We start from the raw sequence: 16,299 nt of genomic DNA on the forward strand, positions 1-16,299 counted from the left end.
GCATTGCGAGACGGCGTTTTTTTTATGACGGAGATTTATCGAGAATGTCTCTCACTTTTTTCAACAAGACATCAGGCGTAAACGGTTTCTGCAAGAAGTTCAAACCCGTATCCAAGACGCCATGTTGAACAATTGAATTCTCGGTGTAGCCGGAAATATATAATACTTTGATATCGGAATAGATCAGTTGCACTCGACGAGCGAGTTCCCGGCCGCTCATTCCCGGCATCACCACGTCGGTCACCAAAAGATGGACCGCGCCTAGGTGTTGTTGCATTTTTTCTAGCGCGTCATTGCCCTGGCTAGCGATAATAACGGAATAACGAGATCCTTCGAAAGTAGCCAGAATCATATCACGAACAATTTCATCATCCTCAACAACGATGATGGTTTCGTCTCCATCCCGGGTTTCTCTTGGTACTTGTTTGGTCACAAGCGGCGCGGCTTCTCCTTCAGCCCGGGGCAAATAAATTTTGACTGTGGTTCCCTGCCCCACTTCACTGTAGACCCAAATATTGCCTCCGCTTTGTTTTACGATTCCGTAGACAGTGGATAAGCCCAGCCCCGTTCCTTTTCCTTTATCCTTGGTCGTATAAAACGGTTCAAATATGTTCTGTAATGTGTTCGAATCCATCCCGCATCCGGTATCGCTTACAGCAAGCAAAACATGAGGGCCAGGATTTGCGCTTTGATGGTGCGTTACATACTCGTGCGTAAAATCAACATTCTGCGTTTCTAACGTGAGTGAGCCGCCTTTAGGCATCGCGTCACGAGAATTAATCGCAAGGTTAACGATCACTTGCTGCAATTGCCCCGGGTCTGCGACAATAGGCGCGAGACTGTCTGCCGGAACGGTAACGAGCTCGATGTCCTCCCCGATCAAGCGCTGCAGCATTGCGTCCATATCAATAATCAATTCATTGAGATTTAACAAAATCGGCTGCAAGACTTGCTTGCGGCTAAACGCCAACAACTGCCTGGTCAATAGTTCTGCGCGGTCGCCAGCTTTTTTGATCTCTGATATTTGATGTCGGACCGGTTCATTCTCATCTAAATCTCTAAGCGCAAGATCGCTATACCCCAAGATAGCAACCAGCAAGTTATTAAAGTCGTGGGCGATTCCACCCGCCAAACGGCCAATGGCTTCAATTCGTTGTGATTGCCGTAATTGCTCTTCTAATTTTTCATTCTCATTTTTTGCGGTCACTTCGTCCGTCACATCTGCCACGATGTAAATCGCGAGTTGTTGAGTCCATAAAATCAGACAAGAAAAATTCACGAATTTCTCTTGCCCATCATTCGTCGTTATTTTCAATCCATCCCAATTCAGCCGTTCAGAACCGCTATTCTTGATATCCGATGTAATACGCTGGCGAATCTCCGCGCGATAGTCCGGGTTAGGAAACACGCATTCATAGAAGGATTCGCGATCCCGAAGCGTTTCTTCAGGCCAACCAAAAATTTGCATGTATTCATGGTTAAGATAGACCGCGACGTCAGTTTGAACATCGACAACAAACACACCAATCGGCAGCTGGTTCAAAACCGATTCAATGAATTCATTGCGTTTCGCCAATTCGCCTTCGTAGCGCTTTCGTTCTGTAATCTCCAAGTGAGTGCCGCTGGCGCGAAGAGGGCGCCCGTATCCGTCAGACTCAACGACCTGCCCGCGGTCAAGCACCCAACGCCATTCTCCATTTTTTGAGCACAAACGATATTCAGCCTGATACGAACTGAACAATCCCCGGAGATGGGCCGCCCATGCGCGCAATACGCGGCGACGATCATCGGGATGAACCAAGCGGCGCCAGGTTCGGATTGAAGATGGAAGTTCACTGGCCGAATACCCCATTAAATTCGCCCAGCGTTCGTTGATATAAATCAAGCCTGTTTTAAAGTTGTAATCCCATATTCCAAGGTTCGCCCCATGCAACGCCAGTTCGAGCCTCTCTTGGCTTTTTTGCAGGGCAAGTTCCGCTATTTTTCGCTGGGTGATATCTCGCCCAACCGACTGGTATTCCATGACCTGACCCTGGTTATCAAAAATTGCATAGTCGGTCCAACTCACCCAACTCATGCTGCCATCAGGACAAAATGCACGGTGCTCGTCTATTTTTGACGGTTCAGCGGGAGTTAAAGTTTGAATTTTATTGATCACATCTGCCCGGTCGGACTCAGGAATAAATTTTAAAAAATTAAACCCAAGCAATTCTTTGCGGCTGCGGTCAAAATAACGGCAATAAGCGTCATTTGCATACACAATCGTGTAATCAGGTTTCCATCGAACAATAAATTCTGCTTGATCTTCAACAATTGACCAATAACGCGCCTCGCTTTCGCGCAAGGCTTTTTCCGCTTGCTTCCGTTCAGTGATATCTTGTAATATGCCAGTCGAACCGATGATATTATCTTGTGCATCACGAACCTGAACGGCAGCATTCGCCAACCAACGCTCTTCTCCGTTTTTGGTTAAAATACGAAAATCGGCCCGCCAGCTGCGGCCATCTTGGTTACGGGCGCACTCCACCGCTTCATCGAGCGACATCCCCGCCAACGGGCCGAGTAAAATGACTTCTTTGACTCGCGACTGCCATAAGGAGGGCGTAAACTCATCTGGATAGTATCCAGTCAATCCGGTGATTTGCTCGCCCACAAAATCGTAACGATTGGTCAAATAATTCATATAATACGGAACCGAATCGCCCAATTCGATCGCATCACGATAATATAACTCTTGCTGGGTGGCTTCTTTCTGATCAAAATCGCTTGGCGTGACCTCATAGCCAATGCCCCATTCATGCCATTCAGAAACAGAAACCGATTCGGTCAAGCGTCGCCAGACGATGGTGCGTTGAAGTCCTGATTTGCTAACCAGTTCCCATTTTGAAAGATTGATTAAAGCCTGGCTGTCTTGGATACGGCTGCGTTGTTCTTCACTGAGGTGTTTGTATAAATCAGTGCACCCGCCGGAAAGTTCATCTTTTGAAAAACCTGTGATTCGCTGACATTCAGACGACCAGGCAATGATTTTTCCACTGGAATCGAATGCAACCAGCATAACGGGCAATTGAAGCAATCGTTTTGCAAGTAAACTGCTTTCTGAGTGTATTTCGTTGTTTAATTTGAGCAGGCGGTTTGCGTATTGGTTCGCATTTCTTTTTTCATGGAAATAAAGTAACAGCAAGACGAGCGAAGAAGCGGCAAAAAACAAGATCGTAAAAAACCAAGCCGCCCGCTGCGCAAAAGACGGGCCATCGACTGTTTGAGAGAGATTAGATTCAGCAACAAGAACAACGCTTGGAATAAAAGCGCTCGTTTCAATAGTCGTTTGAATCAAATGGTGCGGTAGAAGTTCATCAAATAAACAACTCTGCGCAAACGTCGATACACAAATTACGATTGCTAAAAATCCGTTAACCATTGAGACGAACCTAACGCTGAATTATTTATTCAATACAACCAAGCAATGCAGAAGTTCGATATTAATATAGAACAAAATAAAATCATTAGATATGGTCAAGTCCCCGCATAGATTTACATAGAATTTCAACAATGAAGACGTTATGAAACATCGACAATGAAATATTTTTTTAATCGTGTCGTCTAAAAGATTGTCCGATTTTAGTTAAACCCCGTATTAAGATGTAGATTCTTCTTGCGATTCATTTTCTTCTTCTTCTTCATTATCCCCAACCGATGAACCGGTGCGCAGCAGCGGGTTATCTTCAATCGAAAGCAGGATCGTAGAAAAGAAATCTTTACGGCTGTTTTTCGCCTTGTCGCTATCACCTTCAAAATCGACGGAATCATTTGGATTGCAAAGGATACGCAGATAGCGCCGAAAGACGCCCTTATCGAGATGCGCCGATTCGGCGACGGTGAGTTCATCAACGCCCATGTCGATCAGATATCCATACGTTTCGCCGTTTTCGTCATCAATATCCCGTTCAAATAAGCTAAATTCCTTCTGCTTTTCGATCATTTCAGGGATGTAGTCGCGACGGTAATGGATATCCGTATTGCGGTCAGATTGACGCTCAAGCTCGCTTCGGCCTTTCATTTGCTCCCAATATTGTCTCGCGGCCTTCACGTCGTCGCCTTTGACGAGCAAGTGGCTCGGCGGCATGTATCCACGCCCCATGATTGATGAAACGGCGCTAAATAATTCGACGAGATGGGCTAGATAGTTTTGGCAGACATAATGGCGCGCCTGAGCATGAGTCCCATAAAAAATGACGCGCTTAGGAAACTGGTTTAACACAATGCGGAGTGATTCGTACCCGGAATTGATTTTCGCCAAAACTCGGGAACGAAACACCGGTGAAATTTCGTTGCGCAATAAAAATTCACGGATTTTACGGTGGTCTGTCCGGTTGAACGCAATTCCATCGGCAAACTGCCAGCCATAAAAATACGATACCAGTATCTCAATTTTTTGCGCATCATACTGAAGCCCGTTCTTATAGACTTCATTCTCTAATTTGGCGATGAACTCAGAGGCGCCCTGCAAGTCTTCCATCGCTTCTTGAAGGATCGTGTTCAAGGCTCGACTTTTTAATGCCTGAAGAGATTTTTTCACCTCTCCGCTGCCTGAAGGCGAATATTTTTTAAATTCATCCCGGCAGGCGAATACCCAATGCCGCCAGCCTTCAAGACCTTGTAGAGTATATAATGTTTCGTTCTGTTCATTTTTTACCGGGAAGCCTCCAGAGCCAGACGCCAGAATGGTCTTACCAACATTTGTCATCAATTGGCGAAAGCGAAAGGTTCCATATTGGCCAAGCGTGTTGCCTGGATTAATTCGGACGCCAAAGTCGCTCATCACTTTGCGCGCTTGACTCTCAGACGTGTTAGCGATTTCCGACAACATCTTCTTGATGATGATGGTCGCACAATTCGCCATGCGTCCACGTCGGTCTATAATATTTTGGATCTGCTTTCGAATGCCGTTTTCGTCAACTTTTTCGCCTGTGGCGTGTCGATTGCATAAATCTTCAAAGAAGCGCAGATCGTCTGAATTAAGCCAAACCCCCTGACGCTCAAATGCCTGTTTAACAATCCTCTCTCCCCAGACGCGGTCATTGGCGCTTTTTCTCCAACCCCACTTATAAAAAGGAGATTCTTGTTCTTTTGACCAACTCTTGGCCAGGCCTAAGTCGACCAAAATTGCTTGAGAAAAATTTTTCTTCCCAAGCGACCGGGTTAGAAGAAAAAAGACGGCAGCAACCAGAAAAAGCCCACAGGCGGACGCAATAAGAACCAAAATGTGTTTACCTCACCTGATATAAATCCAATAGAAATCAACCACGCGGCGTATTTCAACGAACGGCATAAATATGCAGCATTTTTTTCGCTGAATGCTTGATTCGCCCGCGCATTCTATAATGTATTCTCCCTCATAATCTCTAGAAGAAAAGAGCAAAAAACCGGTTACGGAAAAATTCCCACAACCGGCTCAAAAATTCATTCGAAAGCCTCGAATGTTTTACGTAAGAAACGCCTAGCCTAATGACCAGGGTTTGCGGTATTCATAATGCAGTAAGTCGTTTGCCTCAGGGTTGTTAGGAATCGATTCGGTTTTTGCGTCCCAGTCGATTCGCGATTTTGTGGCCCAGGCGATATTGGCTAAGTGCGAAAACGTCGTTGAGCGATGACCGATCTCAATATCACAATTACACACATCCCGGCTCTTGATACAATCGACGAAATTGCGGATATGCTGTTCCGTCAAGTCGCCGTCCGTTGCTTTGACTTGTTCCTTTTTCGCCGTATCCGGGTCTTCTTGAAACTGCCCCGGGGTTGAGGGATTAATGATATAACTCGATTCATTGGCGTAGAAATTTCCCTGCGTCCCGCGCAATTCAATTTCTCCATACTCCAGCGCAGAGCCTCCGCTGGCTTCATATTGACCAAACACCATCAACATCCCAGAAGGCAATTCGTGAATGACTTCGAGCGTATCGGGCACGGTACGGTCATCTTTGATGGCAAAACGGCCGCCGTGCGCGGAAATGGAAATGGGCGCTTGTTCATCGACCATCCAGCGGATTGCGTCAAAATAATGCACACCCCAATTCGCGACTTGGGATGAATAAGACTGCCACCAACGAAACTTATACAACGACATGTTGTCTTGATACGGACGTTCTGGGCGCGGCCCTAACCATAGGTCCCAATCCATCCCTTTCGGTGGATTCGAGGGCTTTTGAGCGCCGATGCCGTTCGGGTACATATTGCTAATCCGGTAGGAGCGCGCAACGGTGACTTTTCCAATATCGCCGCGCTGCACCCGCTGGTGGGCTGCGTCATATAATTTTGATGACCGCCGGTGCAACCCCACTTGCGCAACCCGGTTATAGCGACGGGCGGCTTCCACCATTTTGCGGCCTTCAACGACGGTAACCGATAAGGGTTTCTCGACATAAACGTCTTTGCCGGATTGACAGGCTTGAATCATTTGGATCGCGTGCCAATGGTCAGGAGACGCGATAACGACGGCGTCTATATCCTTTTGGTCTAACACCCGCCGAAAGTCAGCGTAGCGCACAGGTTCGGGATCAAAGGTCTCTCCCAACATCGGGATGCGGCCTCCGAGATCATCAATCAAGGCGTCATCAATCAATTCGCGTTTGCGGAGACGGTAAGGTTCAAACACATCGCACAAGGCCGCGATTTCAACGTCCGGCTGCTTCATAAATCCGTGCAGCAACTGAGTGCCTCGGTTACCAACGCCGATGAATCCGACGCGGACTTTATCATTTGCGCCTAAGGCGCGTTGCACCGCCGGAGCGGACAAGGCCAGCGAAGCGGCTGTGGTTTTCATAAACGAACGGCGGTTTTTATTGTTTTGCGTTTCCATCTGATTTCTCCTATTGCCGAAGCGCATACCGGATGCTCATTCATCCGCGAACATAAACTCTACCATAGAATAATCATCATCGAAATAATCGAGACCTCGCAGCGATTGAATTGTGTTCTGGATCGCATCCAGGCATGACTCATCACTGGTGATCGACTCTTGGGTAATCTCAACGAAATCTGAAAAACTCATCATTGAGCCATTCGGTTTAAAGACTTCATACACCCCATCGCTAAATAATAACAAGCGCGCGCCGGGCTGAATGGTGCGTCGCTTGGTTTCAAACTGCGCGCGCGCCAACGCCCCGATAATCACGCCCGTCGAATCGAGACGGTCGGGCGGCTCTTGATTGGGCTGATACAACAATGCCGGCGGATGGCCTCCACTGGCATAGACCAACTCGTGATTCGCGCGGTTCAAGACGCCATACCACATGGTAAAAATCAACCCGTTCTGCTGGTCCATCGGGAAGGTAAGGTTCAGCGCATTGAGCACTTCGCCGGGATTGTGAAAGTCCACATTGGGCAAAGTTGCGGAACGCAATGCGTTCATAATGGAAACCGACAACAACGCTGCGCCGACTCCATGCCCAACCACGTCCAGCAAATAAAGCGCAAAGTGGTCATCATCTAACCAATGATAGCCAAACGCATCGCCGCCCAATTGCGTGGACGGAATAAACCTCCAATGCGTTTGGATCATCCCTTCGGTGAGAGGAGGAGGCAGCAGCGATTTGACATAGTCAGCAGCGTCTGAGAGTTCTTCCTCTAACTTTTGGTAGGCCTCATTGCGTTGCAGCATGTGAACGTATGCGTTTGAATGCGAGCGAATGCGGGCGATCAATTCGATTTTATCGGGCAATTTTACCAAGTAATCATTGGCGCCGAAACCAAAGGCCTCGGCTTTGATTTTGGGTTCTTCTTTGGTCGACAATACAATCACTGGCACATCGCGCGTCGCAGCGTTCGCCCGGTAATATTTCAACAAGGTCAACCCGTCGATTTCCGGCATGACCAAATCTTGTAAGATGACCGTCGGCGATATTGTCTCCGCCGTTGGAATCGCCTGAGACGGGTCGGAGCAATAGTGAAATTGAATTTCCGCATCGCCTTCCAACATACGCCGCACCGCCTCACCCACCATTGGCTGGTCATCAACCAAAAGCACAGTAACGGGGCGCTCAGCAATCAATGCGGAATGACGTTCTTCGGTTTGAGTCATAAAAGCACCTTAGGCAAATGATATTCTCAATTGATTGACCAAAGATGAAGCGATCTGGTCGAGAGGCAATTCTTCGACGGCGGCGCCCAACGCAACCGCCGCTTTAGGCATTCCATAGACAACGCAGGTCGCTTCGTCCTGCGCGATGGTATGCCACCCCGCCTGACGCAACGCCAGCAAGCCCGCCGCCCCATCTTTTCCCATTCCAGAAAGCAACACCGCCGCGCCGGGAGCATCCCAACGCTGCGCCGCGCTCGTGAACAACACATCAATCGAAGGGCGGTAGGGCGTTTCGGTCGGCTCCACTTGAAATACGAGACGATGGTCGTGGCTAATCACCAAATGCTCTTCTGAACCGGCAAGATAGATACGCCGGGGTTCGATCCAATCGCCCTCTTTCGCCGTTTTGACGGAGAGAGACGTTTGATCGTCGAGCCATTTGGCTAAGCCTTCGCTAAATTGAGAATCCACATGTTGGACGATCAAGATCGCGGCGTTAAAATCTTCCGGCAAATGAGAAATGACCTGAGCAATCGCCTTTGGCCCACCAGTAGACGCACCAATCAGAACCAGGCGAGGCGCGTCAGGCGACAACGAAAATTGATCTGGATGTTGTTCGATGTTTGTTTTTGTTGGCGCGCCTTTGATGAATTTCCGAATACGTTCCAGTTTGTCAAAAAATTCCTGGCTGCCGATAGAACCGCCGTCCGCCCCGATCACCGGCGTCGCGACCGCATCAAGAGCTCCATTACCCAAAGCCTCAAAGACCTTTGACACATGGCTATCAACGGAGCCAGTGACAACAATAATCGCGCAAGGCGATTCACGCATAATTTGACGCGTCGCCTGGGCGCCGTCCATCACCGGCATGACCAAATCCATCAAAAGGATATCGGGTTTATCTTCTTTCGTACGCTGGACCGCCTCTTTGCCATCGTTGGCGATCCAAGCCACGTCATAATCGGGTTTTGATTGCAACAACCGCCGCAACGCTTCAACAGCAATCGTAGAATCATTCACAATACCAATGCGCATCAATCGGCCTCACCTATCAGATCATCTACCGCTTGCAAGAGCGTTTCATCATGAAAACTGCTCTTGGTTAGATAATAATCCGCGCCGGCTTCCATCCCCTGGCGACGGTCTTGTTCTCTATCTTTGTATGAAACAATCATCACAGGCATCGACCGTAAGCGCTCGTCCTGTTTGATTCGCTGCACAAGTTCAAATCCATTGAGCCGGGGCATGTCAACGTCTGTCACCACCAAATCAAACTCACCACGCCGCAGCGCGTTCCAACCGTCGATGCCGTCGACGGCGGTCTCAACGTCATAGCCGTGATTCAACAGTAGCTGACGTTCGACTTCGCGCACTGTTAACGAGTCATCTACAACCAAGACCCGTTTTTTAATTTGCGCAAGCGTTGTTTGTTGGTTCTGATCAAATTTCTTCAAGCGGCCGCCGCTCAAAATATCGTCGATGGTTCGCAGTAAGTCATCAACATCAAGAATGAGCGCTGGCGTCCCATCATCCAACAACGTCGCCGCGCTAATGTCCGCGACTTTGCCCAATCGCGGGTCTAATGTGCGAACCACCAGACGGCGTACTTCAAGAATGCGGTCGACCACCAAGCCATACGAGCGAAAACGGTCGCTGAGCAAGACCACCGGCCATTCGTTTTCTTCTCCGCTGGCATCATCTAACTCAAGCGCCTGCCTCGCTGAAACCAAACCGATATGGCGCTCGTTTACCGTCACGAAAGGTTGGTCTTCGATTCGCTCGATTCTCTCGCGTTCGACATGCAACACGCGGTCAATGCGCGCAACCGGAAACGCATACGGCTCGCCAGCAATCTCGACCAGCAGCGCCCGAACAATCGACAAGGTCAGCGGAAGTTGTAATTCAAAGCGCATTCCTTTGCCCGGCGTTGAAAAAGCGCGCACCAATCCGCCAACTTCACGAATCGCATTGTGGACGACATCCAAACCAAAGCCGCGCCCGGAGATTTCAGTCACCGTGTCTGAGGTCGAAAATCCAGGCAGAAACAAAAATTCCATCAATTCCGCTTCCGTCAGTTTCTCGACCATCTCTTCGGGCGCAAGGCCTTTTTTGATGACTTTTCGACGGATGGAATCGTAACCGATTCCCCGCCCATCGTCTTCAATCTGCACAATCAAAAATCCAGAACGGTGCGTCGCGGAAATATGAATCACGCCTGTTTCCGGCTTACCAGCGGAAGCCCGTTCTGGCGGCGTTTCGATGCCGTGGTCAATCGCGTTTCGAATCAAATGGTTCAACGGCGATTCCATTTTCTCTAAGATGTCGCGATCAACCTGCGTCTGATGCCCGTCAATTTTGAATTTAACTTTTTTGCCTAAACTTTGGGCGATGTCGCGCACCATTCGGGGAAACGGGCGAACCCCATCGGTGAACGGCCTCAACTTACTGGCAACGACGCTGCGATACAGGTTATTTGAAGTCCGCACGGTACGGCGCGCGTGGAGTTCAAAGTCATTGTATAAATTTGTAACCGCGTTGCGGCATTCGTTTAATTGTTCATCAATCTCTTGCAACGGATACGCATAGGGTGCGCCGCTTGGGTTTGAATCGGCAAAAATTTTTAATCGCTCAACTGTGGTAGAAACCTCCGTCTGCGCATGACGAAGTTTTAACAATGAGTCAGAAAATGGCCGGAGCCAACGGGTCTCGACTAAGGTTTCTCCGGCCAACCCTAACAACCGGGATAGATGTTGTTCGGATACGCGAACGAAGCGGTCTTTATCACGCGCGCTCTCGTTTTCGGTCAGCGGCTCAATCTTATTCTCATCGGCGCCGTCTTCGTTTGTTTGAGACGGTTGCGGAGGCGCGGTTGCGAAAGAGGGGTCGCGTAACTTCTGAATATGTTCATCAATCTCGCCGGTGTGGTTACTCTTCCATTGCTCAAAATCGCCCGCCGTCGCCTTGGCGATTTGCGCCAGTTGGTCGACGCAGTTGAGCAATAAATCGCAAGCGCCGCGTCCAAGCATGGTTTCATTTTCAATTGCCGCGCTGAATAATTCTTCCATGGCGTGCGCCAGGGCTTCAGCCAGTTCTACCTGCACGATGCGGGCCGCGCCTTTGACGGAATGGGCGGCGCGCATTAGTGAGCGCAAGAGGTCAGGATCATCAGCGCCGCTCTCAATTTTCAACAAGCCGTCGCTCAACGCAGAGGCGTGGGTTTCCACCTCTTGGCGAAACAAGTCGATCATAGAAAATTGGCTCAGGTCGTCCGCGTTCAATAGACGCTCCTTTTCAGCGCTTCGAATAACCGGGCTTCATCCAAGACGCCAACATGCTCGCCATCAAATTTGATCAGGCCTTGCGTATACGGCTTAGACGATTTGGACACAGTCGAGGGAGGCGCTTGGATCAAACTTGCAGCGTAACGATGAACGCCAAGGATTTCATTCGCCGGAAACGCCCATCGTTCGTTGTTGTGAACGATCACGGCAATGCGAGAATACACCGACCGTCCCACTTGAAAACCGTCTTCGCTTCCCTGGTCGATTTCAAGCAATTTCGCAAGCGAAATGCAGAGATGTAAATCGCCCGAAAGATTGACCAGCCCCATCACAACTGGGCTGCGCATGTGAGGAATTTTATGGCGCGGCTGCATATCATACACTTGATGAAATGCTTGTGTGCTCAGCGCGAGTTTCTCGTGGCCCAAACGGAAAATTACAACTGAACTGGGCTTTTGAATGGATGGGTTTTTCTCAAACTCGATCAGCCGGCTGGCGGCCTCAATATAATCGTCGGGTTGTTCGCGATCAAACAAACTTCGGCCTGCTTTTGCGTACACCGGACAATTGTGGCAATGGTCGTATTCCACCAAATCAGGGCAACTACGGTCGCCCAATACGCCGATCCGCCCCCAACAATCAATCACGCCCATTTGCGGCTCCCGGTTCATTGCGGCACCATCGTTTTATTCTGTGGTTCACCGTTGCTATAAACGCGCTGCAATCGGCGGCGAAAGCGGTCTGCGCTCATACGGTCTCCGCTCTGGTCGAGCAACAAAGCCATCTGCGCCAACGCGCCCGCATGACCGGGTTGCAAGAACAACGCTTTTTGATAAGAGTCCTCCGCCGCGCGCGTTTGATCTGACGCCTGCTGAATCAAACCGTATAAATAAAATGCGTCTGCATCCGGCTTTTGCGTATCAATATAATTTTCCACAATGGATTGCGCTTCCCGTAAACAGCCCTGATCCGCGAGTTGACGCGCATCATTCAACGATGGGATTGGGGACGCATTTTTATTGATAGGACGTACGCGCGGCGTTTGCGTTCCATTCACGTCAATGGGCTTTATGCGCGGCTTTATTTTGAATGCTGGCGGCTTGGAAGCGAGAGGTTCGGCGACCGGACGCATCTCCTCCCGGCGGCGATACACAAACGCCTGCGGTTCGCGAAGCGACTCAAATTGGTTGGAGATGGATTGCAGCGCTTCAACCGCGCCGACAAATAATAAGCCATTGGGCGCCAACATGCGATCAAGCGTTTGCACAACCCGCTTTCGAGAAGGCGCATCCAGATAGATTAACACGTTGCGGCAAAAGATAATGTCATAGAGAGGCTTGTTTTGCCCAAACGAAGGATCAAGCAAGTTTCCCCATTCAAAATTGACGAGAGAGCGATAGGCCGCGCGTAATTGCTGCCCGCCGTTTGTGGGTTCAAAATAGGATTCTTGATTGGGAACCGTCTGGCGAAACGAATGGGGACGATAGAAAGCCGTTTGCGCTCTTTGCAAAGCGCGCAAACTGACGTCATAGCCGTCAATGTGAAAGTCACGCGGCTGATAGCCGACTTCCAACAACGCGATTGCAACCGAATAGGGTTCCTCCCCCTGCGAACAGGGAGCGCTGGCGATTCTCAGCACAGCATTTCGAGGTCGTTTTCGCGCCCAGGATTGTAAATAGCGAAACGGCCCTTGATCGCGGAAAAACCATGTTTCAGGGACCACGATCTCCTCAATCAAACGCTGGCGTTCATCTTCAGATGAATGAAGCAACGCCAGATAATCGCCTTCGTTCTTGACCCGGCGTTCGTCGCAGCGCCGCTGAATGGCGCGGGCAATCAAGTCGGCCCCCACCGAATCAGGGTCAAGCCCTATCTCTTCCGCCAACCAGGCTTCAATGCGTTTCATCATAAAACTTCGTTTTCTTGGATGTCCCGAAACAACGAGTTTCGCACGGATTCAGGCAACAGAAGAAAGGGATCAATCCGTTGGACCATCTCACCATCGTGATGGTGAATTTCTTTCAGATACGGTGCGTCCGATGTCGAGACGCCTGCCGATTGCGCTTCGTTTTCGGGCAAATCGACTGCATCGGAGGCGCACTCAACAATCAGCCCCAACGGTTGGGGCTCTCCATCTTTTGCGGCATTGACAATCAGAATTCTCGTACTAAACAGCGATTGAGACGCCACCCCTTCCAATGCGCGTCGCATGTCAACCGCTGGCGCCACTAGGCCCCGATAGTTGAATACGCCCGCCACGCCTGGAGGCGCCTTAGGAAGGGAGCGGAATTTCACCAACGGGATCACTTCAATAACGTCCCGCGCCGCGAGCGCGTACCGGTTGGCGCCGATGGAAAATAACAGCATCAACATAGGCCTATGAATCCAATACGCGAAATCGCGAAAATTCCTTTTGCAAGCGTTGGGCCGCTTCATTGAGCTGCGTGGTTGCATTATTAAACTCACGCAACGAATTCGCGGTCTGCTCAGCGCCCTCGCTGAGTTGCACCATCGCCTGCGTGATTTGCAGCGCGCCCTGCGATTGTAAGTTCATGCCTTCGGTCACGCTTTGGAACTGCGGCGCTATCGCCTCTTGGTTCTGAATAATCTCGCTGAGTTGTTCGCCATTGACGCGAATGTCTTCAACCGCCTTTTCGACCTCTTTTGAAAACCGGTCCATTTCCATCACGCCCGTTGATACGGCGGATAGCATTTCACGCACCATTTTTTCGATATCCAAGGTCGCAACGGCAGTTTGATCGGCCAAGCGGCGAATTTCACGGGCGACGACCGAAAAGCCTTGTCCATATTCGCCCGCCTTTTCGGCTTCGATGGCGGCGTTTAACGATAGCAGGTTGGTTTGATCGGCGACTTTGGTGATGGTGGTAATAATGCTGTTAATGTTGTTTGCTTTATCATTGATGGCGCCGAGCTTCGACGAGAACGATGACGTTGATTCAACCAAACGGTGCATGGTGCCGTCAATTTCATCCAACCCATAACGTCCGGTTTGCACCAGTTCTAAATTTTTGCCGCCGAGTTCCGCTACGTCTTCCATGGTACTCAGCAATTCACGCGAGGTCGCAGAAATTTCCTTTGCGGTCGCAACAACTTGGTTTGTCGACGAGGCCTGTTCCGCAACGGTCGATTCAAGTTGGCGGGCGGACGCAGCGATTTGCGTTGTTGACGACGTCACTTGAATTCCGACCCGTTGCACTTGTTTGACCATTTGCGAAAGATTGTCCATCAGCGTATTGAAACTACACGCCAACAATCCCATTTCACCCGTACATTTCTCGGGGATGCGGCGCGTCAAATCTGCTTCACCGCTGGCGAGGTCTTCTAATTCACGCGAGACCAGTTTGATGGAATGCGAGATCGAACGAATGATGGGGGCGCCAAACAAGAATACGATCAACAAGACGATTCCAAAGTTGACTAAAATGCCACGCCCAATTTTGTTCGCCAATTGAAAGGCTTCATTACGCCCCATAATCGCGACAATCGACCAATCAAGACCTTGGATGTACAACGGCGCATACGCAGCGAGCAAATCTTCCCGCAGACCGCTGCGATACTCTCCTTCCCCGGTTGTGCCGGAAGCAGCCGCGCGTTCAAATTCTTCATCTAACATTTGCAGCAAGATGGTGGTGTCGGTCTGGTCGACCATCTCCAGCGTTGCGTCGTCCATTCCGCCTCGTTTTAATTTTTTTAAGTAAGCTTCTTTATTCTCGCTGAGTTGGCGGTCGTCATTGCGCAATGTCCGGTCTGACGCGACCAACAACAGCTGGCCGGTTTTCCCAAGGCCAATTTCTTCCCATTGCCCCATCACGGTTACCATGTTGTTGATTTCCCAGATTGAAAGTTGAAACACGGCAACGCCCACCAGTTGGTCTTCGTTATAAATGGGCGACGCGACAAATGCGGCGGGAATATTATGTGACGGCTCAAAATGTTCAAAATCAACCACCACAACGCCTTCGGGTTCTTGCGCCAATTTAGCTTGTTGAAATGCGCGGGCCAGATTGGTTTCTCTATACGGTCCGGTTTCAAGATTGGTCGCGAAGTCAAACTCTTTCGCCACCGAATACACAATGGAACCGTCAGGCTCAATCAACAATAAATCATGGAAGCCAAACCGATTTGAATAATTCCGCAATAAGGGATGGAAGCGCTCGTGATGATGGCTATAGAGAGAGTCGTCGTCAGCGCGATCTAACGCTTGTTTTTCCCCTTCGGGCTTTGGATTTTCCGTAATATAAAGGCACTGTAAAATTCGCGAAGCCGGAGACGGTGGATACCAACGCGCCGCCGAACCTTCTGGAGCGCCAGGGGTCGACGCGGCTTGTTGCTGATAAAAATTTTTTAAATTCGTTTCATACGTTTCCCGGTTTTCATCAAACGCCGATGGCGGCGACGCGCCCAGAAATTCATACCCTTGCGTGAACGCCATCATCGCTTCGACCGTCATCAGGTCTTCGGATATAGTGATAATTTGGTCTTCGATCCGCGAAAAATAATTTTCAATCTGATGTTTTTTGGTTTCGCGAATTGACTTGAGTTGGTTGTGCGCCGCCTCTTCCAGATAACCAATGGAACGAAAATAGGTCATCGTTCCCATGAGCGCGATGGGCGTGATTCCAATCAACAAAAGAAGAAAAAAAAGTTTGGCCCGGATGGTGGTTCTGTCCCAATGCATATCAGCCATTCGCTTGTCTCCGCATGTTCCCTTATTAGTCGTAAAGCGATTCAAATAGTATAGCGGTCTTTCATCCGCAAGACGATTCTGCGCGGAGTGAAATATATATTTCAGGTTCTTCCGGTATTTGGGTACTTTATCACAAATTGAATTGCGTTTTTTGACGCTTTTTCGTGAATTCCTGATCTTTCGCTGTATCAGGAATGGTACAACTCTGCTCGCTTCAGTGCGGGCTTTCA

10 protein-coding genes are annotated in these 16,299 nt (G+C 49.6%); all 10 read right to left on the bottom strand.

Features of this window, described 5'->3' with window-relative positions:
- Positions 1-22: 22 nt before the first annotated feature.
- Positions 23-3,421 carry a PAS domain S-box protein gene (locus P9L94_09735; protein ID MDP8244349.1) on the bottom strand — a complete coding sequence of 1,133 codons (3,399 nt, stop codon included), beginning with the start codon at positions 3,419-3,421 and terminating at the stop codon, positions 23-25.
- A gap of 216 nt (positions 3,422-3,637) precedes the next feature.
- Positions 3,638-5,263 carry a hypothetical protein gene (locus tag P9L94_09740; GenBank protein ID MDP8244350.1) on the bottom strand — a complete coding sequence of 542 codons (1,626 nt, stop codon included), beginning with the start codon at positions 5,261-5,263 and terminating at the stop codon, positions 3,638-3,640.
- Positions 5,264-5,500: 237 nt separating this feature from the next.
- Complete coding sequence (locus tag P9L94_09745) at positions 5,501-6,859, bottom strand: Gfo/Idh/MocA family oxidoreductase (protein ID MDP8244351.1); 1,359 nt, start codon at positions 6,857-6,859, stop codon at positions 5,501-5,503.
- Positions 6,860-6,895: 36 nt separating this feature from the next.
- The gene (locus P9L94_09750; protein ID MDP8244352.1) at positions 6,896-8,080 is read right to left on the bottom strand and encodes a SpoIIE family protein phosphatase; all 1,185 of its coding nucleotides are present in this window, start codon (positions 8,078-8,080) and stop codon (positions 6,896-6,898) included.
- 9 nt (positions 8,081-8,089) lie between these two features.
- Positions 8,090-9,115, bottom strand: coding sequence for a chemotaxis response regulator protein-glutamate methylesterase (locus P9L94_09755; protein ID MDP8244353.1), 1,026 nt, complete (start codon positions 9,113-9,115; stop codon positions 8,090-8,092).
- Positions 9,115-11,358 carry a hybrid sensor histidine kinase/response regulator gene (locus tag P9L94_09760; protein ID MDP8244354.1) on the bottom strand — a complete coding sequence of 748 codons (2,244 nt, stop codon included), beginning with the start codon at positions 11,356-11,358 and terminating at the stop codon, positions 9,115-9,117. Before P9L94_09760 ends, P9L94_09755 begins: the two co-directional genes overlap by 1 nt.
- Complete coding sequence (locus P9L94_09765; GenBank protein ID MDP8244355.1) at positions 11,355-12,032, bottom strand: chemotaxis protein CheW; 678 nt, start codon at positions 12,030-12,032, stop codon at positions 11,355-11,357. Before P9L94_09765 ends, P9L94_09760 begins: the two co-directional genes overlap by 4 nt.
- On the bottom strand, positions 12,029-13,270 hold the full coding sequence (locus P9L94_09770; GenBank protein MDP8244356.1) for a CheR family methyltransferase: 1,242 nt from the start codon (positions 13,268-13,270) through the stop codon (positions 12,029-12,031). The genes P9L94_09765 and P9L94_09770 overlap by 4 nt, the downstream gene beginning before the upstream one ends.
- Positions 13,267-13,734, bottom strand: a complete 468-nt coding sequence (locus P9L94_09775; GenBank protein MDP8244357.1) for a chemotaxis protein CheW — start codon at positions 13,732-13,734, stop codon at positions 13,267-13,269. The genes P9L94_09770 and P9L94_09775 overlap by 4 nt, the downstream gene beginning before the upstream one ends.
- A 4-nt stretch (positions 13,735-13,738) precedes the next feature.
- A complete protein-coding gene (locus P9L94_09780) occupies positions 13,739-16,069 on the bottom strand; it encodes a methyl-accepting chemotaxis protein (protein MDP8244358.1) in 2,331 nt (776 codons plus the stop codon).
- Positions 16,070-16,299: the final 230 nt, after the last annotated feature.

Source organism: Candidatus Hinthialibacter antarcticus (assembly GCA_030765645.1).
In the GTDB taxonomy this organism is placed as follows: domain Bacteria; phylum Hinthialibacterota; class Hinthialibacteria; order Hinthialibacterales; family Hinthialibacteraceae; genus Hinthialibacter; species Hinthialibacter antarcticus.